16 protein-coding genes are annotated in these 22,000 nt (G+C 71.9%); 7 read left to right on the plus strand and 9 right to left on the minus strand.

Going from position 1 to position 22,000, the window contains the following annotated elements; translation table 11 throughout:
• Window positions 1-9 precede the first annotated feature (9 nt).
• From IF01_RS0117915 to IF01_RS0117925, 3 genes are all read right to left on the minus strand, one after another.
• Window positions 10-678: an L-ribulose-5-phosphate 4-epimerase gene (locus IF01_RS0117915; protein WP_030394436.1), complete on the minus strand. Its 669-nt coding sequence runs from the start codon at window positions 676-678 to the stop codon at window positions 10-12.
• Window positions 675-2,372, minus strand: coding sequence for a ribulokinase (locus tag IF01_RS0117920; protein WP_051755580.1), 1,698 nt, complete (start codon window positions 2,370-2,372; stop codon window positions 675-677). Before IF01_RS0117920 ends, IF01_RS0117915 begins: the two co-directional genes overlap by 4 nt.
• A 331-nt stretch (window positions 2,373-2,703) precedes the next feature.
• Window positions 2,704-3,696, minus strand: coding sequence for a LacI family DNA-binding transcriptional regulator (locus IF01_RS0117925; RefSeq protein WP_051742852.1), 993 nt, complete (start codon window positions 3,694-3,696; stop codon window positions 2,704-2,706).
• Window positions 3,697-4,260: 564 nt separating this feature from the next.
• Between IF01_RS0117925 and chvE the strand changes: the two genes are divergently transcribed.
• The 3 genes from chvE (at window position 4,261) to mmsB (ending at window position 8,268) form a co-directional block, all read left to right on the plus strand.
• The gene (gene chvE / locus IF01_RS0117930; RefSeq protein WP_030394439.1) at window positions 4,261-5,385 is read left to right on the plus strand and encodes a multiple monosaccharide ABC transporter substrate-binding protein; all 1,125 of its coding nucleotides are present in this window, start codon (window positions 4,261-4,263) and stop codon (window positions 5,383-5,385) included.
• A 96-nt stretch (window positions 5,386-5,481) separates the two neighbouring features.
• A complete protein-coding gene (mmsA, locus tag IF01_RS0117935; protein WP_030394440.1) occupies window positions 5,482-7,029 on the plus strand; it encodes a multiple monosaccharide ABC transporter ATP-binding protein in 1,548 nt (515 codons plus the stop codon).
• Window positions 7,030-7,032: 3 nt separating this feature from the next.
• Window positions 7,033-8,268: a multiple monosaccharide ABC transporter permease gene (mmsB, locus tag IF01_RS0117940; protein WP_030394441.1), complete on the plus strand. Its 1,236-nt coding sequence runs from the start codon at window positions 7,033-7,035 to the stop codon at window positions 8,266-8,268.
• Window positions 8,269-8,399: 131 nt separating this feature from the next.
• Here mmsB and IF01_RS0117945 read toward each other — a convergent pair whose 3' ends face one another.
• The 4 genes from IF01_RS0117945 to IF01_RS0117960 form a co-directional block, all read right to left on the minus strand.
• Complete coding sequence (locus tag IF01_RS0117945; protein ID WP_078880058.1) at window positions 8,400-9,905, minus strand: GH1 family beta-glucosidase; 1,506 nt, start codon at window positions 9,903-9,905, stop codon at window positions 8,400-8,402.
• Window positions 9,906-9,953: 48 nt separating this feature from the next.
• On the minus strand, window positions 9,954-10,880 hold the full coding sequence (locus tag IF01_RS0117950) for a carbohydrate ABC transporter permease (protein ID WP_030394443.1): 927 nt from the start codon (window positions 10,878-10,880) through the stop codon (window positions 9,954-9,956).
• Between the two features lie 3 nt (window positions 10,881-10,883).
• A complete protein-coding gene (locus tag IF01_RS0117955) occupies window positions 10,884-11,894 on the minus strand; it encodes a carbohydrate ABC transporter permease (protein ID WP_030394444.1) in 1,011 nt (336 codons plus the stop codon).
• Window positions 11,895-12,031: 137 nt separating this feature from the next.
• Window positions 12,032-13,390 carry an ABC transporter substrate-binding protein gene (locus IF01_RS0117960; RefSeq protein ID WP_030394445.1) on the minus strand — a complete coding sequence of 453 codons (1,359 nt, stop codon included), beginning with the start codon at window positions 13,388-13,390 and terminating at the stop codon, window positions 12,032-12,034.
• Between the two features lie 372 nt (window positions 13,391-13,762).
• On the opposite strand from IF01_RS0117960, the gene IF01_RS0117965 reads away from it, so the two are divergent.
• The 4 genes from IF01_RS0117965 to IF01_RS48325 all read left to right on the plus strand — a co-directional run bounded on the left by IF01_RS0117965 (window position 13,763) and on the right by IF01_RS48325 (window position 19,506).
• A complete protein-coding gene (locus IF01_RS0117965) occupies window positions 13,763-14,818 on the plus strand; it encodes a LacI family DNA-binding transcriptional regulator (protein ID WP_030394446.1) in 1,056 nt (351 codons plus the stop codon).
• Window positions 14,819-14,916: 98 nt separating this feature from the next.
• Window positions 14,917-15,228, plus strand: a complete 312-nt coding sequence (locus IF01_RS0117970) for a trypco2 family protein (RefSeq protein ID WP_030394447.1) — start codon at window positions 14,917-14,919, stop codon at window positions 15,226-15,228.
• Between the two features lie 95 nt (window positions 15,229-15,323).
• Complete coding sequence (locus IF01_RS0117975) at window positions 15,324-18,191, plus strand: trypsin-like peptidase domain-containing protein (protein WP_167349751.1); 2,868 nt, start codon at window positions 15,324-15,326, stop codon at window positions 18,189-18,191.
• A 19-nt stretch (window positions 18,192-18,210) separates the two neighbouring features.
• A complete protein-coding gene (locus IF01_RS48325) occupies window positions 18,211-19,506 on the plus strand; it encodes a hypothetical protein (RefSeq protein WP_157855265.1) in 1,296 nt (431 codons plus the stop codon).
• 276 nt (window positions 19,507-19,782) lie between these two features.
• Here the strand turns inward: IF01_RS48325 and IF01_RS0117985 are convergent, their stop codons facing one another.
• Window positions 19,783-20,901: a fatty acid desaturase family protein gene (locus tag IF01_RS0117985; protein ID WP_030394450.1), complete on the minus strand. Its 1,119-nt coding sequence runs from the start codon at window positions 20,899-20,901 to the stop codon at window positions 19,783-19,785.
• Window positions 20,902-20,908: 7 nt separating this feature from the next.
• Window positions 20,909-21,982 carry a ferredoxin reductase gene (locus tag IF01_RS0117990; protein WP_078880060.1) on the minus strand — a complete coding sequence of 358 codons (1,074 nt, stop codon included), beginning with the start codon at window positions 21,980-21,982 and terminating at the stop codon, window positions 20,909-20,911.
• Window positions 21,983-22,000: the final 18 nt, after the last annotated feature.

Genomic DNA, 22,000 nt, shown 5'->3' on the forward strand with positions numbered 1-22,000 from the left:
GGTGGCTCCTCACCGGGCCTGGGGCTGGCCGTAGACGTTCTGGTAGCGGAAGTTGAGGCTGTCGATATCGGACTGCGGGATCGGCAGGGGCTCGCCGAGCTGCCGGGAGATGTGGACGGTGCGGGCCACGTCCTCGCACATCACGGCGGCCTTGACCGCCGCCTTGGCGTCCTTGCCGATGGTGAAGACGCCGTGGCTCTTCATCAGGACGGCGGGCGAGCGGTGGCCCTTGAGGGTGTCCACGATGCCCCGGCCGATGGAGTCGTCGCCGATCAGCGCGAACGGGCCGACGGGAATCTCGGCGCCGAACTCGTCGGCCATCGCGGTGAGCACGCAGGGGACGGCCTCACCGCGGGCGGCCCAGGCGCAGGCGTAGGTGGAGTGGGTGTGCACCACCCCGCCGACTTCCGGCATGTGCCGGTAGACGTGGGCGTGCGCGGCGGTGTCCGAGGAGGGCGAGTGGTCACCCTCGACGACGTTGCCGTCCAGATCGCAGACGATCATGTTCCGCGGCGTCAGCTCCTCGTAGGAGACGCCGCTGGGCTTGATGACCAGCAGGTCCTCGCCGGGGACTCGGGCGGAGACGTTGCCGGCGGTCCAGACCACGAGGTTGTAGCGGACCAGCTCCTGGTGGAGGTCGCTGACCTGGCGGCGGACGGCGTCGACGGTCGCGTTCACTTGGCCTCGCTCGGGGTGGTGAGGGCGGTGTTCCGGATGTCGCGCAGGCGGTGCAGGAGCTTGTCGGCGCCGAGGCCGAAGTGGTCGTGCAGGGCGCGGTACTCGGCGAAGAGCCGGTCGTACGCGTCGGCGGCGGCCGGGTCCGGCTGGTACGCGCCCCGGCGCACCCTGCCCATGGCGGCGGCCGCGGTCCGTACGTCCGGGTAGGACCCGGCGGCGACGGCGGCGTGGATCGCCGAGCCGAGCGCCGGGCCCTGCTCGGACTCGGCGAGCGAGACCGGGCGGCGCAGCACGTCGGCGTAGATCCGCATCAGCAGGCCGTTCTTCTTGAGGCCGCCGGTGACGACGAACTCGGTGACGGGGACACCGCCCTGTTCCAGGGCCTCGACGATGACGCGGGTCCCGAAGGCGGTGGCCTCCAGCAGGGCGCGGTAGATCTCCTCCGGACGGGTGGCCAGGGTGAGGCCGACGATCGCCCCCGAGAGGTGGTGGTCGACCAGGGTGGAGCGGTTGCCGTTCATCCAGTCGAGCGCCACCAGGCCGTGCGCGCCGACCGGCTGGTCGGCGATCTTCCGGGTGAGCACCTGGTGCAGGTCCTCTCCGTTCGCCTCGGCCTCGGCCAGGTAGTCGGCGGGGACGCCCTGACGCAGCCACCAGGCGAAGATGTCGCCGACGGCGCTCTGGCCGGCCTCGTAGCCGTAGGAGCCGGTGACGATGCCGTCCTCGACCACGCCGCAGATGCCGGGGACGTCGGCGAGCGTGGCACCGTTGACGACGTGACAGGTGGAGGTGCCCATGATGGCGAGGAGTTGGCCGTTCTCCACCGCCTGCGCGGCGGGTGCGGCGACGTGTGCGTCGACGTTGCCTGCGGCGACCGCGATGCCCTCGGGCAGACCGGTCCACCGCGCCGCTCGCGCGGTGAGCGGGCCGACCCGGGAGCCGAGCGGGGCGAGCGGGTGCGCCAGGCGGGTGCGGGCGAAGTCGGCGAAGTCCGGGTGGAGCCCGGCCAGGTAGTCCTCGCTCGGGTAGCTGCCGTCCTGGTGGATGCCCTTGTAGCCGGCGGTGCAGGTGTTGCGGCTCTCGGCGCCGGTCAGCTGCCAGACGATCCAGTCGGCGGCCTCGATCCAGCGCTCGCACGCCGCGTACACGGCCGGGTCCTCCTCCAGGACCTGCAGGGCCTTGGCGTACTGCCACTCGGCGGAGATCCTCCCGCCGTATCGGGAGATCCACTTCTCGCCCCGGGCGTGGGCCAGGGCGTTGATCCGGTCGGCCTGGCCCTGCGCCGCGTGGTGCTTCCAGAGCTTGGGCCAGGCGTGCGGGCGGGCCGCCCAGGCGGCCGTCTCGGCCAGCGGGGTGCCGTCGGCGAGCGTCGGCAGGACGGTGCAGGCGGTGAAGTCGGTGGCGATCCCGACGACGTGAGCGGGGTCGACGCCGGATGCGGCGAGCGCGGCCGGGACGGCGGTGCGCAGGACTTCGCGCCAGTCCTCGGGGTGCTGCAGCGCCCAGTCGGGCGGCAGCGGCCGTCCGGTGCCGGGCAGTTCGCGCTCGATGACGGCGTGCGGGTAGGGGTGGACGGCGGTGCCGACCTCCTCGCCGTCCCGCACGCGGACCACCACGGCGCGGCCGGAGAGGGTGCCGAAGTCGATCCCGACGACGTATCTCTCCGGGTCGGGGGCAGCGGGAATCACGGTCACGTCGTCATCCTTCTCACGGGGGCGCGGCATTGGGGCGACAAACCTGTGGTGTCGCCTGTCGCCGGTGGTTCCGCGGCCGGGGCAGGGGGGCAGCACACCGGCGACAGGCTCCGTTCCGCGGTCTCCCCCTCAGGAGGGCGGAACGAGGGGCCACCGGCCGGGCGCCCCCGCGCGGGAACGGGCGGCGCCTGACCGGCGGAGTGAATGGGCGTTTCGTTCGTGTTAACGCTCACGGAAATTGTGAGCGTTAACATTCGAGGTGTCAAGGGACGTTGCCCGGTCGAGCGTCGGCCCGCCCCGGGCGGTCAGCGCACGGCGGGCCGTCGGCGGTTCACCGGCGGACGACCGGGGCCACGCTGCGACGCAGCACCAGCTCGGGCTGGATCCGCACATGCCTCGGGGAAGGTCGCGCATCACCCTCCAGCTCCCCCAGCAGCAGCTCCAGCGCCCGCTTGCCGAGTTCGCCGAAGTCCTGCCGGACGGTGGTCAGCGGCGGGATGAAGTAGGCGGCCTCCGGGATGTCGTCGAACCCGACCACGCTGATCTCCTCCGGCACCGACCGTCCGCCCTCGTTCAGGGCGCGCAGCAGGCCGAGGGCCATGTGGTCGTTGGCACAGAAGACGGCGGTGACGTCCGGCAGTTCGGCGATCCGCAGCCCGGCGTGGTAACCCGAGCGGGCGCTCCAGTCGCCCCGCTCCACCTCCGGCACCGGGGCTCCGGCGGCTTCCAGCGTGCGGCGCCAGCCCTCCTCGCGATCCTTGCTCTCCAGCCAGTTGGCCGGGCCGGCCACGTGGTGCACGGTGCGGTGGCCCAGGTCGAGCAGGTGCCGAGTGGCGTCTCCGGCCCCGAAGCGGTTGCCCACCGACACCATGGGCACCTGGGTCTGGTTGCCCGATCCGACCGCGACGACCGGCACCGAGCTGGAGAGCCGGGCCACGGCGCTGACGGCGGAGGTCTGCGGGGCGATCACCACGACGCCCTCCACGCCCTGGTCGCGCAGCCGGTCGACGGCCTCCTGGACCGAGCGGCCGTCCAGGGACCGCAGGCTGGTCACGCTCACGAAGTACCCGGCGCTGCGGGCGGCCTGCTCGATCCCGTCCAGCATCGAGGCGGGCCCGTACAGCGTCGAGTCGAAGCTGACCACGCCGAGGGTCTGCGAGCGCCGGGTGACCAGGGCCCGGGCCGCGGAGTTGGGCCGGTAGTCCAGTTCGCGGATGGCGGCCAGCACCCGGTCCCGGGTGTCCGGCCGCACGTGCGGGGCTCCGTTGAGCACCCGGGACACCGTCTGGTGGGACACGCCCGCCAGCTTCGCCACGTCCGCCATCACGGGCTGGCGCTGTTCCGTCCCGGCACTCTCGATCCCCACGGGCTGTCCCCTCCTCGGCTGCCGACCACAGTACGCGACCAGGTCCGGACCGCTCCCCCGCCCTCGGCCGAACGATGCGGCGCGCTTCAGGCGCGCCGTTCACGCCCCTCTCCGCGCCCGCCGTTCGGACCGCCGAAATCCGGCCGCCGCGGCACGTGAGCGCACCCGGGTCCGCCCCGACCGGCCCGGGAAAGAGGCCCGACCGAGCACCCCGCACGGGGCCGGCGTCCGGCCCCCGACCCAGGGATGTCGAAGACGAAATGACTTTCGGAGACGGAAACGCGCGCCGCCCGGCCGCCTCCGCCCGGGGACGACCACCGGATCCCGGGGATCCAACAATGCCCCGAACCCCTTGACTCCGCACATGTGAGCGTTAACACTCATGTATCGCCAGGCCGGGGCGGCCGTCACCCCGAGGCCCCACAGCCCGAGGGAACACTCCCGGCCGGCCTCGCCCGACCGCTCCCAGTCGCCCAGTCAGGGGATGCGCTGTGCCGGTCGCGGAACATCACTGGAGGAACTGTGCGGAAGATCTCGGCGGGGCTCGTCGCCGCGGGCCTGGTGCTCTCGCTGGCGGCCTGCGGCCAGAGTGCCAACGGCGTCGGCGACGGCGTCGGCGACGGCGGCGGCGGCGGCGGCGGCGCGGCCAAGGGGGACGCCAAGGGCGGTCTGGTCGGCATCGCCATGCCGACCAAGTCGTCGGAGCGCTGGATCAACGACGGCGCCAACATGGTCAAGGAGTTCCAGGCCAAGGGGTACCGGACCGACCTGCAGTACGGCGACAACGTGGTGGAGAACCAGGTCTCCCAGGTCGAGAACATGATCACCAAGGGTGCCAGGCTGCTGGTGGTCGCCGCCATCGACGGCTCCTCCCTCACCAATGTGCTGCAGAAGGCCAATGACGCCCACATCCCGGTGATCTCCTACGACCGGCTGATCCGGGGCACGGCGAACGTCGACTACTACGCGACCTTCGACAACTACAAGGTCGGGGTCCTCCAGGGCGGCTACATCGCCGACAAGCTCGGCCTCAAGGACGGCAAGGGCCCGTTCAACATCGAGCTCTTCGCCGGCTCGCCGGACGACAACAACGCCAACTTCTTCTTCAACGGCGCGATGAGTGTCCTCAAGCCCTACATCGATCAGAAGAAGCTCGTCGTACAGAGCGGCCAGACCGACTTCAACCAGGTCGCCACGCTGCGCTGGGACGGCGGGCTCGCCCAGTCCCGAATGGACAACCTGCTCAGCAAGTCGTACACCAACGCCCGCGTCGACGCGGTGCTCTCGCCGTACGACGGCATCTCGATCGGCATCCTCTCCTCCCTGAAGGGCCTCGGCTACGGCACCGTCAAGTCGCTGCCGATCGTCACCGGCCAGGACGGCGAGCTGGCCTCGGTCAAGTCGATCATCGCCGGCGAGCAGACCCAGACGGTCTACAAGGACACCCGTCAGCTGGCCAAGGCCGCAGTCCGGATGGGCGACGCCCTGCTGACCGGCGGCAAGCCCGAGGTCAACGACACCGGCCAGTACGACAACGGCGTCAAGACCGTCCCGGCACAGCTGCTGCAGCCGGTCAGCGTCGACAAGGACAACTACCGGCAGGTCCTGGTCGACAGCGGCCAGTACACCGCGGACCAGCTCAAGTAGCCCGTGGGGCCCGGTCCGCCGGACCCCTCCCGAACCGGCGGTGGGGCGCCCCCGAGACCGGCCCCGCACCGCCCCTGACGATACGGACGCACAACCATGGCTGGACCCGTTCTCGAAATGCGGTCGATCAGCAAGTCGTTCCCCGGCGTCAAGGCGCTCTCCGAGGTCAACCTGAGCGTCTCCGCCGGCGAGGTCCACGCCCTCTGCGGCGAGAACGGCGCCGGCAAGTCCACCCTGATGAAGGTGCTCAGCGGCGTGTACCCGCACGGCAGCTACGAGGGCGAGATCCTCTTCGAGGGCGAGCCCTGCCGGTTCAAGGACATCCGGGCCAGCGAGCAGCGCGGCATCGTCATCATCCACCAGGAACTGGCGCTGGTGCCGTACCTGTCCATCGCCGAGAACGTCTTCCTCGGCAACGAGCACGCCTCCCGGGGCATCATCAGCTGGCACCGGACGCTCACCCACGCCGCGGAGCTGCTCCGCCGCATCGGCCTCGACGAGAGCCCGCAGACCAGGGTCGCCGACCTCGGCGTGGGCAAGCAGCAGTTGGTCGAGATCGCCAAGGCGCTGGCCAAGAAGGTGAAGCTGCTCATCCTGGACGAGCCGACGGCCGCGCTGAACGACGAGGACAGCCTCAAGCTGCTCGACCTGATCCTGGAACTCAAGGCGCAGGGCATCGCCTGCGTCGTCATCTCGCACAAGCTGAACGAGATCGCCCGGGTCGCGGACACCGTGACCGTCCTGCGCGACGGCCGGGCCGTCGAGACCATCGCGATCGGCCCCGAGGGCATCTCCGAGGAGCGGATCATCCGCGGCATGGTCGGCCGCGACCTGGAGCACCGCTACCCCGAGCGCACCCGGAACATCGGCGAGGTCGCCTTCGAGGTCGAGGACTGGAGCGTCCGGCACCCCATCGACCAGCAGCGGATGGTGGTCGACGGCGCCTCGCTGAACGTGCGGCGCGGCGAGATCGTCGGCATCGCCGGTCTGATGGGCGCCGGGCGCACCGAGCTGGCGATGAGCGTCTTCGGCCGCTCGTACGGCCGGTGGGCGGCCGGCACGGTGCGGCTGCACGGCCGGGAGATCCGCACCCGCACCGTGCCGGAGGCGATCGGGCACGGCATCGCGTACGTCACCGAGGACCGCAAGCAGCTCGGCCTCAACCTGATCGACGACATCAGCCGGAACATCTCTTTGAGCGCGCTCGGCAAGGTCGCCCGGTTCGGCCGGGTGGACCGGCACGAGGAGGCCAGGGTCGCCGAGTCCTTCCGGCGCACCATGAACATCAAGGCGCCCACGGTCTTCACCCGGACCGGCACGCTCAGCGGCGGCAACCAGCAGAAGGTCGTCCTCAGCAAATGGATCTTCGCCGGGCCGGAGGTGCTGATCCTCGACGAGCCGACCCGCGGCATCGACATCGGCGCGAAGGCGGAGATCTACACCGTCATCGCCGAACTGGCCGCCCAGGGCAAGGCCGTGCTCGTCATCTCGTCCGAACTCCCCGAACTCCTGGGCCTGTGCGACCGGATCTACACCATGGCCGAGGGCCGGATCACCGGTGAGGTGGACCGGGCCGACGCCACCCAGGAATCCCTTATGCGGCTCATGACCATGAGCGCCGCATCCAGCAACGAGCAGGTGTGAGGCATGGCCCAGACCGAGATCATCCCGGATTCGTCCCCGAAGGCACCGCAGGCCGGACCGAGCCCCTCACTCGGCGGCGCACTGGCCCGGGCGCTGCGCGGCAACGTACGCCAGTACGGCATGCTGGTCGCCCTCGCGCTGATCGTGCTGCTGTTCCAGATCTGGACCGACGGCATCCTGCTCCAGCCACTCAACATCACCAACCTGATCCAGCAGAACGGCTACATCCTCATCCTGGCGATCGGCATGATGATCGTCATCGTCGCCGGGCACATCGACCTCTCGGTCGGCTCGCTGGCCGCCTTCGTCGGAGCGGCCGCCGCGGTGATGATGGTCAAGCACCACGTCCCGTGGCCCGCGGCGATGCTGGGCGCGCTGGCCATCGGGGCACTCGCGGGCGCCTGGCAGGGCTTCTGGATCGCCTACCTGGGGATCCCGTCGTTCATCGTCACCCTGGCGGGGATGCTGCTGTTCCGCGGCGGCACCCAGATCCTGTTGCAGGGGCAGTCCGTGGCGCCGTTCCCCAAGGGCTTCCAGAACATCAGCAGCGGCTTCCTGCCCGAGGTGGGCCCGCACACCGACTACCACAACCTCACTCTGCTGCTGGGCCTCGCCGTCCTGGGCGTCGCGATCCTCCAGGAGGTGCGCGGCCGGCGCCGGACCGCCTCGTACGGTCTGGAGTTGCTCCCGCTCGGGCTGTTCCTGGCGAAGCTCGCCGTGGTGACCGCCGCGGTGCTGGTCTTCACCCTGCTGCTGGCCAGCTACCACGGCGTGCCGATCGTGCTGCTGATCCTCGGCGCGCTGCTGGTCGGCTTCGGCTACCTGATGCGCAACTCGATCATCGGGCGGCACACCTACGCGATCGGCGGCAACGAGGCGGCGGCCGAGCTGTCCGGAGTGAAGAGCAAGCGGGTCGTCTTCCTCGCCTTCACCACCATGGGCGTCCTCGCCGCGCTCGCCGGCCTGGTCTTCGCGGCGCGCCTCAACGCCGGCACCCCGCAGGCGGGCATCAACTTCGAGCTGGAGGCCATCGCCGCCGCGTTCATCGGCGGCGCCTCCGCCAGCGGCGGCGTGGGCACCGTGCTCGGTGCGATCATCGGCGGCCTGGTGCTGGGCGTGCTCAACAACGGCATGTCACTGGTCGGGATCGGCACCGACTACCAGCAGGTGATCAAGGGCCTGGTACTGCTCGCGGCCGTCGGCTTCGACGTCTACAACAAGCGCCGGGCAGGCTCCTGACCACCCGCTCGACAGGACGGGCCGCCGTGCTTCGCACCGCGGCCCGTCCTGTCGGTCCACCGGCGGCCCGGCGCCCCGCTCCGGACCCGCGAGGGGCGGAGGGCAGGGCCGCACGGGGCCGGAGGCCGGTCCTACGCTTCCCGGGGCGGGTGGAGCTCGCCGGTGCGGGCGACGCGGCCGTACCAGCGGGCGCTGGACTTGGGGGTGCGGGCCAGCGTCCGCCCGTCGACGTGGACCACGCCGAAGCGCTTCTCGTAGCCGTACGCCCACTCGAAGTTGTCCAGCAGCGACCACAGGAAGTAGCCGCGGACGTCCGCGCCGTCGGCCATGGCCCGGTGCACCGCCGCGAGATGGCCGTGGACGTAGGCGGCGCGCTCGGGGTCGTCGACCGTGCCGTCCGGGCCGGTCGTGTCCTCGTACGCCGCGCCGTTCTCGGTGACGACCAGCGGGATCTCCGGATGCCGCCGGGCCAGCCCGGTGAGCAGTTCGTGCAGGCCGGACGGGTCGACCGCCCAGCCCATCGCGGTCGCCCGGCCCGGGGCCCGGTGGAAGCCCACCGTGTCCGCCGCCGGCCAGGGTGAGGCGGCGCCGCCGCCGTGGCCGTCCTGCCGGGCGGGTTCGGCACCCTCGGCGGTCGCGGACACCACGGTCGGTGTGTAGTAGTTGACGCCGAGCCAGTCGAGTCGCTGGTTGGCCGTCCGCTCGTCACCCGGTCGGACGAAGGACCAGTCGGTCAGGCCGGCGGTGTCGTCGAACAGGTCCTGGGGGTAGGCGCCGTCCAGCATCGGGCCCAGGAAGATCCGGTTGCCGACGGCGTCGATCCGGCGGACCGCCTCCCGGTCCGCCCCGGACGGGGTGAGCGGGCGCAGCGCGTGCAGGTTGAGCGAGACGGACAGCCGGGCGCTGCCGGGGAGCGCGGCCCGCAGGGCCTGGGCGGCCAGCCCGTGGCCGAGGTTCAGGTGGTGGGCGGCCCGCAGCGCGGCCACGGGGTCGGTGCGGCCGGGGGCGTGGACGCCCGAGCCGTAGCCGAGGAAGGCGCTGCACCAGGGTTCGTTGAGGGTGGTCCACTGCTCGACCCGGCCGGCGAGTGCCTCGCCCACCAGGGCCGCGTACTCGGCGAACCGCTCCGCGGTGGTGCGCTCCGGCCACCCGCCGGCCGCCTCCAGCTCCTGCGGCAGGTCCCAGTGGTAGAGCGTCGCGACGGGGGTGATGCCGGCGGCGAGCAGTTCGTCGGTGAGCCGGCGGTAGAAGTCCAGGCCCCGCTGGACCGCAGGGCCCCGACCGGTGGGCCGGACCCGGGGCCAGGAGACCGAGAAGCGGTAGGCGGTCAGTCCGAGGTCGGCCATCAGCCGGACGTCCTCGCGGAAGCGGTGGTAGTGGTCGACCGCCACATCGCCGGTATGGCCCTCGAAGACCTTGCCCGGCGTGCGGCAGAAGCTGTCCCAGATCGACGGCGTGCGGCCGTCCTCGGCGGCGGCGCCCTCGATCTGGTAGGCGGAGGTGGCCGCACCCCAGAGGAATCCGGTCGGGAAGCGGGGGTTCCCGGTGGGGGCCGGTACGGCGGGCACCGGTGAGGCGGAGGAGTCGGCGGCGGAGTCGGCGGAGTCGGCGGAGTCGGCGGAGGTGGTGAGTGGCATGGCGGTGCTCCCAGGGGTGTGCGGGGCAGCGGACGCGGGGACAGGGTCTCAGTTCTTGACGGCGCCGGCGGTGATCCCGCCCACGATGTGCTTGCCCAGGAGGGCGAAGACCAGCAGCAGCGGGACGGTCGAGATGAGCGCACCGGTCAGGACGACCGCCTGGTCGACGCTGTGGTTCCCGGAGCCGAGTCCGGCCAGGGCCACCTGGAGCGTCGGGCTGCCGTCGGGGGTCAGGGCGATGAAAGGCCAGAAGAAGTCGTTCCACGCCTGGACGAAGACCAGCATGCCGAGCACGGCCATGGCCGGCCGCGCGACCGGGAACACCACGTGCCAGACCACGCGCAGGCTGTGCGCGCCGTCGACCCGGGCGGCCTCGACCAGTTCCACGGGCAGGGCGTCCAGCAGGTACTGCCGCATGAAGAACACGCCGAAGGCGGCGACCAGGGAGGGCAGCACCACGGACTGGAGCTGGTCCACCCACCCCAGGTCGGTGATGATCCGGTACAGCGGGATCACGCTGAGCTGCGGGGGGACGGTCATCGTCGCCACCACTGTCGCCAGCAGGACGTTGCGGCCCCGGAACGGCAGCTTGGCGAAGGCGAAGCCCGCGAGGGTGGAGAAGAGCACGGTGGACACGGCCACCAGGGAGGCCACCACCGTGGTGTTGACCAGTGCCTCGCCCATGTCGACCTGGTTCCACGCGAAGGCGAGGTTGTCGAACAGGTGCCGGCCCGGCAGCAGGGGCGCCGGTGCCTCGACGACCCGCTCGCCGGTGTGCGAGGCGGCGACGAGGTTCCAGTAGAGCGGGAAGAGCGAGACCAGCGCGGCCAGGCCGAGCAGGACGTAGGTGAGCGGCCCCGCGTGGTTCCGGCGCCCGGCGGACGGCCGCGGTCGGACTCGCCTGCGGCTGCGCGCGTCGTCGTCGGCTCCGCCGGGGAACGCGGTGGTCGTCGGTGCGGGAGCTGCGGTGCGCACGGATCAGCCCTTCCTTCGACGCGTACGGACGGCCACGGCCCGGAGGGCCCCGGCCAGTAGGAGGAGGAGCAGCATCACCCAGGCGATCGCGGAGGCCTGGCCGAGCGCTCCGGTGACCCAGCCCTTCTCGTACATCAGCAGGCTGAGCGTCTGGAACTGGTTCCCGCTGCCTCCGCTCACCCCCAGGCTGCCGCCGAAGAGCATCGGCTCACCGAACAGTTGGGTCGCTCCGATGGTCGACACCACAATGGTGAACAGGATGGTCGGCCGGATGGAGGGGACGGTCACACTGACGAACTGTCGCCACCGCGAGGCCCCGTCGAGTTCCGCGGCCTCGTACAGGTCGCGGGGCACGGCCTGCATCGCGGCCAGGTAGATCAGCGCGTTGTAACCCGTCCACCGCCAGGTGACGATGACCGAGATGGCGATCTGCGCCGGCCACTTGGAGGACTCCCAGTCGACGGGGTCGAAACCGACCAGGCCCAGTGCGGTGTTGATCAGCCCGTAGTCGCTGTTGAAGAGCTGGGCGAAGACCAGGGTGGCGGCCGCGATCGAGGTTGCGTAGGGCGCCAGGACGGCGACCCGCAGGAATCCGCGCCCGCGCACCTCCCGGTTGATCAACTGGGCCAGGCCGAGGGCGAGCAGCAGCTGCGGGACGGTGGAGAGGACACCGATGGTGAAGGTGTTCGCGAGCGCGTTCCAGAAGAACTCGCTGTCCCACAGGCCGGTGTAGTTGTCCAGGCCCCGCCACTCGGCGGCACCGCCGAGTTCGACGCGGTGCAGCGAGAGCCAAGCCGTGTAGACCAGCGGGAAGAGGCCGAAGGCGGCGAAGCAGAGGAAGAAGGGGGCGACGAACACGTAGGGCGCCGCCCGTTGGTCCCAGCGGTGGCGGATGCTGCGCCGACCCGGTGGTTCCCGGCGGGTGTTCTTCGGTCCGCCGGCGGCGCGGGGCGGGTCCGGCGGCGGGTCGGACGGCGGGCGGCCGTCGGCCGTCGCCCGGGAGGGAGGGGGCACGGGGGCGTCCTTCCTGGTCGAGAAGTACGGGGAGAGCGGGTGGGGCGGGAGGGCCCGGCCGCGCGGCGGCGCGCCCGGGACCGCCCGCCACGCGGACCGCACCGGGCGGCACCGCGGACGGCACCGGGACGCGCCGGCTACTTCGCGATCTTGTCGTCGATCAGCTTGCGGACGTTGTCCCAGGCCTGGGCGGGGTCGGTGCCGCGCTGCTCGATGTCGAGGATCCCGTTGTCGGTGAGGAAGGTCTTCACCTGGCCGTCCCAGCGGCTGATCGGCACGGGGCGGATACCGGCGGCGGCCTCGGAGTAGATCCGGCCGACCGGCGCGTCCCCGAAGAAGGGCAGCTTCGCGTCCTGGACGGCGGCCGAGGTCAGGGTCGACCTGGAGGAGGGGATGTTGCCGTTGACCGCGAAGACCTTGGCGTGCTGGGCCGGCGCGGTGAGCCAGGCAGCCAGCTTCGCGGCCTCCTCCGCGTGGGCGCCCGACTTGGGCACGGCGAGGAAGGAACCGCCCCAGTTGCCCGCCACGGGGGCCGGAGCGATGTCCCACTTGCCCTGGTTCTCCGGCCCGGCCTGGTCCTTGATGATGCCGGTCATCCAGCTGGGGCAGGCGACGGTGGCGAACTTGGTGTTCTTGAAGCCCGCGTTCCAGGTGCCCTTCTCGTCGAACTGGCGCAGCTTCGCGGTGATGCCCCCGGTGGCCGCCGCGGTCGCGATCGACCAGGCCTTCTGGACACCGGGGCTGTTCCGGTAGTCCAACTCGCCCTTGGCGTCGGCGTACTGGACCGGCTCACTGGCGACCACGGCATTGAACAGGCCGCTGGCGGAGTCGTGGAAGGCGGTGCCCTCGGGGGCCTTCGACCGGTAGGCGCGGCCGGTGTCCAGGAACTTGTCCCAACTGCCCGCCCAGAGCGCGCCGACCTGGGCGCGGTCGGTGGGCAGCCCGGCCGCGGCGAAGAGGTCCTTGTTGTAGCAGATGGCCATCGGGCCGATGTCGGTGCCGAGGCCGACGACCTTGCCGTCGGCGGTGGTGGCCTGCTTCGTCTTCCAGTCGAGGAAGCCGGCGAGGTCCGCGCCGCCGGTCTTCCCGAGGTCGACCCACTTGCCGGCCAGCGCGGGCCCGGTGGCCTCGGCGATGTATCCCACCTCCACGGCCTGGATGTCGGCGAGGCCGCTGTCCCGCGAGAGCCGGAGCTTGAGGGTGTCCCAGTACTTCTGGCCGTCGGCCACGTTGGACTCGACGATCTTGATGTTGGGGTGGAGGCTCTCGTACTCGGCGTACAGCTTGGCTCCGGTCTCGTTGTCGTAGCCGAAGGAGCCGAAGGTGCCGATCCTCAGGGTGACGGTGCCTCCGTCGGCGGCGCCGCCGCTACCACTGCCACCGCTACCGCTACCGCTGCTGCTGCAGGCGGCGAGCACGGCGGTGGCCGCGACCAGGGCCGCGACGGCGGTGGACCGGCGGCGGCCGGGGGTGAGTCCTCTGTCGGTGCTGTGCATGCCACTCTCCTCGTCCGGGTGGTGTCGGGAATCGCGCCGATGGGGCGCCGGCAGGGTTCTGCCTGGGCACGGGTGGAAGCACGGCGGGCCTCGCTCGGCCCGACCGGAGCGTGGGAGCGCTCCCATGCCACAGCCGGAAGGTTGCTGCGCGGGTGGGGCGATGTCAAGAGATGAACCCGAACTCGTCCAGCGAGACCCCGATTCACGCTCAGCCCGCCACTTCTCGAACTCACCCCGGCACGCTCCGACGACCCGCCGCGCTAGAGTGGGAGCGCTCCCAATCCTCCGGGGGCGTCAGCCGGCTTGACCGGGCCGCCACCCGGCGCGGTTTCATACGGGGATGGAGACAGCGCCGACGAAAGGCACCAGGCTGTGAGCGGACGACAGACCGGCAGGCCCACCCTGGAGGAGGTCGCGACCCGGGCCGGCGTGGGCCGCGGCACCGTCTCCCGGGTGATCAACGGCTCACCCCGGGTCAGCGAACAGGCGAAGGAGGCGGTGGAGCGGGCTGTCGCCGAGCTGGGATACGTCCCCAACCGGGCCGCCCGGGCCCTCGCGGGCAATCGCACGGACGCCGTCGCCCTGGTCGTCCCCGAGACCGAGAACCGGCTCTTCGCCGAGCCCTACTTCCTGGACATCATCCGCGGTGTGAGCGCCGAACTGGCGGATGCCGACATGCAGTTGCTGCTCACACTGATCCGCACCGACCAGGAGCGGCAGCGCTTCGAGCAGTACCTCGCGGCCCAGCGGGTGGACGGCGTCCTGCTGGTCTCCGTGCACCGCGACGACCCGCTGCCGGACCTGGTCCGCGCGCTCGGCCTGCCCGCCGTCCTGAACGGGCGCCGTTCGGAGAACGAGCCGGTGGCCTACGTCGACTCCGACAACGTCGGTGCCGGCCGGTCGGCGGTCGAGCACCTGGCCGGACGCGGCCGGCACCGGATCGCCACCATCACGGGCCCGCTCGACATGTTCGCCGCCCAGGGCCGCCTCGACGGCTACCGTCAGGGACTCGCCGCCGTCGGCCTGCCGACGGACGACCGACTGGTCTCCACCGGCGACTTCACCGAGGAGGGCGGCCGCCGCGCCATGGCGGAGCTCCTGGAGCGCTGCCCGGACCTCGACGCGGTCTTCGCGGCCTCCGACCTCATGGCGGTGGGAGCCAGGGCCGTCCTGCGCGCCCGCGGCCGCGAAGTGCCCGGCGACGTCGCGCTGGTGGGCGTCGACGACTCCCCCGTCGCCCGCCACTCGGACCCCCCGCTGACCAGCGTCCGCCAGCCGATCGAGGAGATGGGCCGCCGGATGGCCCGCGCACTGCTCCGGCAGATCGCCGCGAACGGCGCGGGCGGCTCCGACGTCGAGGAGGACGGCGGTGAGGAACGGCCCCGCCTGGTGCTGCCGACCGAGCTGATCGTCCGCGCGTCCTCCTGACCGGCGGGCGACCCGGTCCTCCCCCTCGCGAATGTGCACCACTCAACGCGAGTGTAGGATCCGGTTCGGCGACAAGCGGATCCAACAGGGGGAAGCGCGTGATTGAACTGTCCGACATGGTCCGCGAGTTGAGGCAGCAATTGACGACGGCGCTGGCCGACGGCACGGACGAGGCGGTCCGGTTCGAACTCGGCCCCGTCGAGCTGGAGGCCACGGTCGCCGTCAGTCGTGAGGGAGGTGCGGACGCCAAGGTCCGCCTCTGGGTCGTCGACGCCTCGGCGAACGGAAAGTACGCCCGGGCCCAGACGCAGCGGATCACGGTCACGCTTGTGCCCAGGACCAAGGCCCCCGGCCAGTCGGAGTTCCGCTCCGTCCTCATCGGTGGCGAGGACGTCGAGGGAGAGCGGTGAGCGCCCCCGGATGCCGATCCTGAGCAGCGCGCCTCCGGGCGCCACCCGTCCCGCCGCTCCGCTCAGGGGGTGAGCGGGTGCTGAGGGTGGATCGGGTGGCCGAGAGCCTGGTAGCGCCGACCGGTAGCAGCGGCGGCAGACGAGGCTCGGGCTACCTGGTCGCGCCGCACCGCGTGCTGACGGCGGCGCATGTCGTCGAGGGGGCAGCCGGGATACGCGTGCGGTTCGAGGCCGACCGGCCGGGTGAGCGGGTCGTCCCGGCGGACGTGGTCTGGAAGCACCACGGGATCGACATCGCCGTGCTCGCTGTCGGGGGTGCCGGGACGGACGTCACCGCCTGCGCGTACGGCCGTCTCGGCGAGCACGACGCCGTCGTACTCTGCACAGCTGTGGGGTTCCCCCGTTTCAAACTGCGCCGGCACAGCGACGGTTCGAGCTTCAGGGACGCGGAGCACATCCACGCACGCTGCGCCGCGCTGTCGAACCGGCGTGAGGGAACCCTCGACCCCGCCGTCGACTCGCCGCCGGGGAAGGATCCGGACGCCGAACGGGACAGCTGGGAGGGGATGTCGGGTGCCGCCGTCTTCAGCCGCGGCCACCTGATCGGGGTAGTCAGCCGCCACCACCTGTCCGACGGTCCCGGCCGCATCGCCGCCGGCCGTGCGGATCGATGGGCCGAGGCCCTCTCACCGGACGAACTCGCCTCGCTGACAGAAGCGGTGAAGGGCGAGTTGCGTCCGCACCTGCTACCGGACGTGCTGCCCGCGCCACCTCGCGGCATCCTCCACGAGTCCTACCGGGCGCAGCTGGGCGACTTCGCACCGGAGGAGTTGCGGGACCGCCGGTGCGAGATCGGTTCCCTGGTCGAGTTCTGCGGCGGACGCGAGCCCTACCTCTGGGTCCAGGGTGCCCCGTGGGCGGGAAAGACCGCGCTCGCTGCCTGGTTCGCCCTGCATCCACCGCGAGGGGTGATACCGGTCTGGTTCTTCGTCACCGCGCGCTATGCCGGTCAGGCCGACAGCGCCGCCTACACCGAGGCGGTCGTCGACCAGCTCGCCGCGATCGCCGGGCGGGAGCCGGTGAGCCGGGACTCGTCCCCGGCACGCAACGGCGAGCTCACCCTGCTGCTGCGTCTCGCCGCGGAGCGGGTCCACGAGGACGGCGGCACCCTCGTCCTGATCGTGGACGGTCTCGACGAGGACCGGTCGCTCCGGCCCGGAGGCACCGGACGGAGCATCGCTTCGCTGCTTCCGGAGCGCCTTCCGCCCGGCGTCCGCGTCCTGGTGACCAGCCGGCCCGGCCCCGGCGTCCCGGCGGACGTCAGGGGCGGCCATCCGCTGCGCGGTTGCCCGGTCCTGCGGTTGGCGGCCAACGCGGCAGCGCTCCACACCGAGCACGAAGCCAGGTTCGAACTGCGCCAGGCCCTGTCCGGCACCAGCGCCCAACGTGATCTGGTGGGGCTGTTCACCGCCGCGCGCGGCCCGCTGAAGCCCGAGGACCTGCGGGAGCTCACCCACGAGCCCGCGTTCGAACTGCGCCGACTGCTCGACAGCGGCTTCGGCCGTATCCTGCGGCCGACCGGCAGCGGGTCACCGGAGCCGCTCGGCGAGGGGAGCCTCTCCCCCGAACGGGAGTACGGACACGTGTTCTCCCACGAAACCATCCTCGCGATCGCCCAGCAGGAGTTCGGCCCGGACCTGGCCCCCTACGTGGAGCGGCTGCGGGCCTGGGCCGCCGGCTACGCCCGGCAGGGGTGGCCCGCGAACACCCCTGCCTACCTCCTGCGCCCTTACGGTCGCCTGGCCGCCGACCTGCGCGGTCCCCGGGACACTGCCCTTGCCGTCTCGCTCGTCACGGATCCGCGGCGCCACGCACGGCTGCGCACGGACACCGACAACGACGCCGTGTGCCTGGCGGAGATCGCGGCGGTGCACGAGGCGGTGCGCAGCCTCGGGACGGACGACCTGGTCGCGTTGACGGCACTGGCGGTGGCAGGCGACCTGGTGGCCCGCCGCAACGAGGATCTGCACCTGGCGGTACCTGCCGTCTACGGCCGCCTGGGCAGGGTCGGGCTCGCCGTCGGGCTGGCCCGCAGTGTCTTCCATCCGCTGAACCGGGGCCTCGCCCTGGCGAAGCTCGCCCACGTCCTCGGCGAGGCGGGTGACCGGCGGGCGGTGGGTCTGGCGGAGGAGGCCGTGCGGCTTGCCGAGGGAGAACGGACCGGGCGCGACGCGGACGCGGCCGCAGGGTCCTGGTGGCACGCGAAAGGGGTCCAGGCTGCCGCGCTGGCGCGTACGGGCCGACGGGCCGAGGCGGTCTCCCTCCTCGCGGAGCTGTCCCGGGCGGAAGGCGAGGAGGCCGTCGGATTCGTTCGGGCGGTGTCGTTGGCGGCCGTCGCCGTAGGGGATGCGGGATCGATGTCCGGTTTGCTGCGGGCGGCGGAGGACGCCGTCGACGGCACCGCTCTCGCGCCGCACCATCGTGCGCAACTGCTCAGCATGCTCGCGCAGGTATGGGCGGACTGCGGCTGCCCGGACGAACGGGACCGGCTGCACGACACGTTGCTGGCCCTGGTCCGGCAGAGCCCTCACGACCTGCGCCTTCCGCCGATCGCCGCCGAGGCTGTGCGCGCCACGCGCCACGCGTCCCGGGCTCGCGGACGAGCTGGCCGCAGCCGTCCTGGCGGCGTGGGCCGACCCCGGCTCGCCCGCCGGGGTCGGCGGCGGGCCCGGCGCGGTGTACGCGCTCCTCGCCGGACACCGCATGGAGGAGGCCCGCCGGCTCGCCTCGACCATGGAGCCCGACGTCACCGCGAGGGACTGGCTCGAACGGAGCTACGCGTGGGGTGCGATCTCACGGACCCTCGCCGAGGGATGGGCGCGCGACGGCCGGGCCGCGGCGGCCTGGGCCGCGCTCGCACCTTCGTGGAGCAGCAGCACGGTGGACCTCTACCGGCCCGGTAGCGCCGCGACCGTCGCGGAGTTGCTCGCCGCGTCCGGGCGGAGCGAGGAGGCGGAGGAGGGGCTCGCCACCGCGGCGGGCGTGCCCCGAGGGGTCTTTGCCGAAGCAGTGACCGCACTGGCCCACCATCACGCGGCGGACGATCCGGACCGGGCGCTGCGCCTGCTCCACCGGGCTGTGCGCGGGCCCGCCGGCGGCGGGCGGACGCTCTCCGTGTACCAGCAGGACCAGTTCGCCGACCTGGCAGGGGGGATGGCTGCGGCGGGTCGGCCCGACGACGCCGAGCGGCTGGTCGCGGCGCTCGCCGATGCCGGTGTACGGACCCGGGGCTGGGCCGCGGTGTCGCTGGCTGTCCCGCTGTCGGACCATGGCCGCGCCCTGCGGCTCGCCGAGCGGGCCGCGTCCATGCTGCCCGAGGTCGAGGATCTCGGGCGGACCCCGGGAGTTGTGACCTCCGTCGTTCAGGCGCTGGCCCGGATCGGTGCGACCCGAAGACTGTCCGAGGTGCTGGACGCCCACCAGGAGACGTGCTCGCCGTTCTCGGACGATTTCCGGCAGGCTCGGATCCAGGCGGTCGCGCTGCTGTGGCCGCACGCCCCGGACATGGCAGGCCGGCTCGCGGACATGGCTCTTCGCGAGCTGGCCGAGGCCACGGCGAGCAACACGCGCGTCGCCGAACTGCTGATCGCCGTAGGCCGTCACGACCAGCGGCGGGCCTCGGCCGCCAGGGATCTCCTCGACTCCCGCAACCCCGGTTCGTACCTTTTCCAGCTGGCTCAGCAGAAGCGGCGCGGATGGCCCGGGGGTCCCCCGAACTGGGTCGACGCCGTGCTGGCAGGCCTGCTCGAGGCCACGGTCGACCGTGACCGGGCCCTTCGCGGATACATCGATCCCGTCGTGGCCCAGGAGGGCGAGTTGCCGCTGCCCGGTTCGCGAGCCGGGGCGGTGGCGCTGGTGTACGCGGCGCTCGGAGATAACGACGCGGCACTGGCCCGGGCTCGGCGAGCCCGTAGCGAGGCCGAGCGCTCGGAGGTTCTCGCGCATCTCGCCGCCCACGCCGCCTGCCTGTCGACCGACTCCGTGGCGGTGCCGTTGTACGAGGACCGGGACGACGTCCTCCCGGTGGTCCGCCGACTGGCCGCCCAGCTCCTGCCTTCCTCCTCCGGCCCCGACCTCCCCCGCGCCAGGGCCTTGGTCGCGGAGGCGCTGACTCCCCGCGGCTGGCACCACGCCGTACCGGTGCTGTCGAGCCTGGCACCAGCGGCGCTCCTCCGGGCAGGGGCGAGCGTGTTCGAGGACCTCGAGATCGTCCTCTGACCGGGCGTTTCGTTCCCGAGTTCGGAGATCCACGGATCCGGAGGCTCCTCCGGACGGCGCCGGCGACCCGCGAGCCGGCGCCGTCCGGTAGGCGCTCGGTATCGACCTGCGCCTCTGGCGCGCGGACGGGTCGGCTGCCGGCCGGCGCCGGCCCACCGCCGGTCACCGGTCACGGGTCAACGGCAATGACGTTGTCATGAGCCCGTCCCGAGGACTGCTCCCGGCCCGCCCCCATAGGCTCGGCCTCGGTCCGAAGGGATCGACCGGTACCGGGAATCACGCCGCGACGAGCTCCCGCTCCCGGTCCCGCGTCGTGACCTCGCGCTTCCTGTTCGGCAGCGAGAGCCGGAAGACCTTGCGCCACGCGGAGAACACCTGCTTGGGCAGCGGCCCGGTGACGTACTCCAGCTCGTACTTCTCGAACAGCGCGCGCACCTTCACCGCGACCTCGGCGTACCGGTTGCTCGGCAGGTCCGGGAACAGGTGGTGCTCGATCTGGTGCGACAGGTTGCCGGTCATGAAGTGCATGGCCCTGCTGCCGCTGATGTTCGCCGAGCCCATCATCTGGCGCAGGTACCACTGGCCGCGCGTCTCGCCCTCGATCGACCGGCGCTCGAAGACCTGAACGCCCTCGGGGAAGTGCCCGCACATGATCACCGAGTGCGACCAGATGTTGCGGACCAGGTTCGCGGTGAACGTGGCGGCGAGAGTGGTGGGAAACGACGGGCCCGACAGCAGCGGGTGGACCACGTAGTCCTTGAGCGCCTGCTTGCGGATCTTGCGGCCCACGGCCCTGGCCCGCGCGCGGAACTCCGGGTCCTTTCGGCGGCTCCTGTGCAGGTTCTTGCCGAGCTCCAGGTCGTACGCCGCGATGCCGTACTCGAAGAAGCAGGCGTTGACGAGGTTCCACAGCGGCTGGCCGAGGTGGAACGGGTGCCACTTCTGGTCCTCGTCGACGCGCATGATGCCGTAGCCGAGGTCGTTGTCCTTGCCGATCACGTTGGTGTACGTGTGGTGCAGCTCGTTGTGCGAGTGCTTCCACTGCTCGGACGGCGAGACGTGGTCCCACTCCCAGGTGGTGGAGTGGATCTTCGGGTCCCGCATCCAGTCCCACTGGCCGTGCAGGACGTTGTGGCCGATCTCCATGTTCTCGATGATCTTCGCAACGGACAGACCGGCGGTGCCGAGCAGCCACGCGGGCGGGAAGATCGAGAACAGCAGCACACCCCGGCTGGCCAACTCGAGCTTCCGCTGCGCCGAGATGACCCTGCGGATGTAGGCGGCGTCCTTCTCCCCGCGGCCGGCGATCACCTCGTCGCGGATCGCGTCCAGCTCGCGGCCGAGCTCCTCGATCTGCTCCGCGGTCAGATGGGCGGTGGGGTCGATGGCGGTCAAGATGCTCCTACCGTTCGATGTCGCAGGGGCCCGCCGCGGCGGACACACAGGTCTGGATGAGGACGCCCGGCTCGGCCTCGGTGATCTCGCCGGTGCGCAGGTCGCGGACGGCGCCCGCTCTGAGCGGCGTGACGCAGCCGAAGCAGATGCCCATGCGGCACCCGGACGGCATGAGCACTCCGGCTTCCTCACCGACGGCCAGCAACGGAGTGGTGCCGTCCGCGGCGACGGTCCTGCCGGTGGTGCTGAAGGTGACCTCGCCGCCGTCGACGCCGTCACCGCCCTCGCCGACCACGGCGGTGACGGGGCGGAAGCGCTCGGTGCGCAGGCGCTCCCGCACGCCGTGCCCGGCCCAGTGGTCCTCTGCGGCGTCGAGCAGGCCCGCCGGGCCGCAGGCCCAGGTCTCGCGCTCGGCCCAGTCGGGCACGAGTTCGTCGAGACGGGCGATGTCGAGCCTGCCGTCCGCGGCGGTGTGCACCTCGGTGAGACGCAGCTTCCCGACCGCGACCAGGTCGCGCAGTTCACCGCGGAAGATCACGTCCTGCGGCTTCGGCGCGCAGTGGACCATGACGACGTCGTCGAAGTCGATGTCGCGCAGCATGCCCATCACGGGTGTGATGCCGCTGCCGGCCGTCAGGAAGAGCACCTTCGCGGGCGCGGACGGCGGCAGCACGAAGTCACCGGTCGGCTGTTCGAGCCGGACCAGCGTGCCCGGCGTCGCCCTGCGGATCAGGTGGTTGCTGACCTTGCCGTCCCGGACCGCCTTCACGGTGATCGTGATGCGGCCGTCCCGGCGGTCCGTCGGCGAGGTGATGGAGTAGGCGCGCCACAGCCGCGTCCCGTCGACGTCGACCCCGATCCGCACGTACTGGCCGGCCGTGTGACCGCGCCAGTCCCGTCCCGGTCTGATCACGACGGTCGCGGCGTCACCCGTCTCGGGGTGCACGGCCTCGATGCGCCCACGCAGGTCGGCGCCCGCACGGAGCGGGCCGACCAGGTCGAGGTAGTCCGACGGCAGCAGCGGCGTCGTGACCATCTCCAGCAGTTTCCAGGCCCTGCTGCGGAGGGCTGTACTCGTCATGACTCCAGCTTGCTGCGC

Origin of the sequence: Kitasatospora purpeofusca (genome assembly GCF_000718025.1) — a bacterium.
GTDB classification, from domain to species: Bacteria; Actinomycetota; Actinomycetes; order Streptomycetales; family Streptomycetaceae; genus Kitasatospora; species Kitasatospora purpeofusca.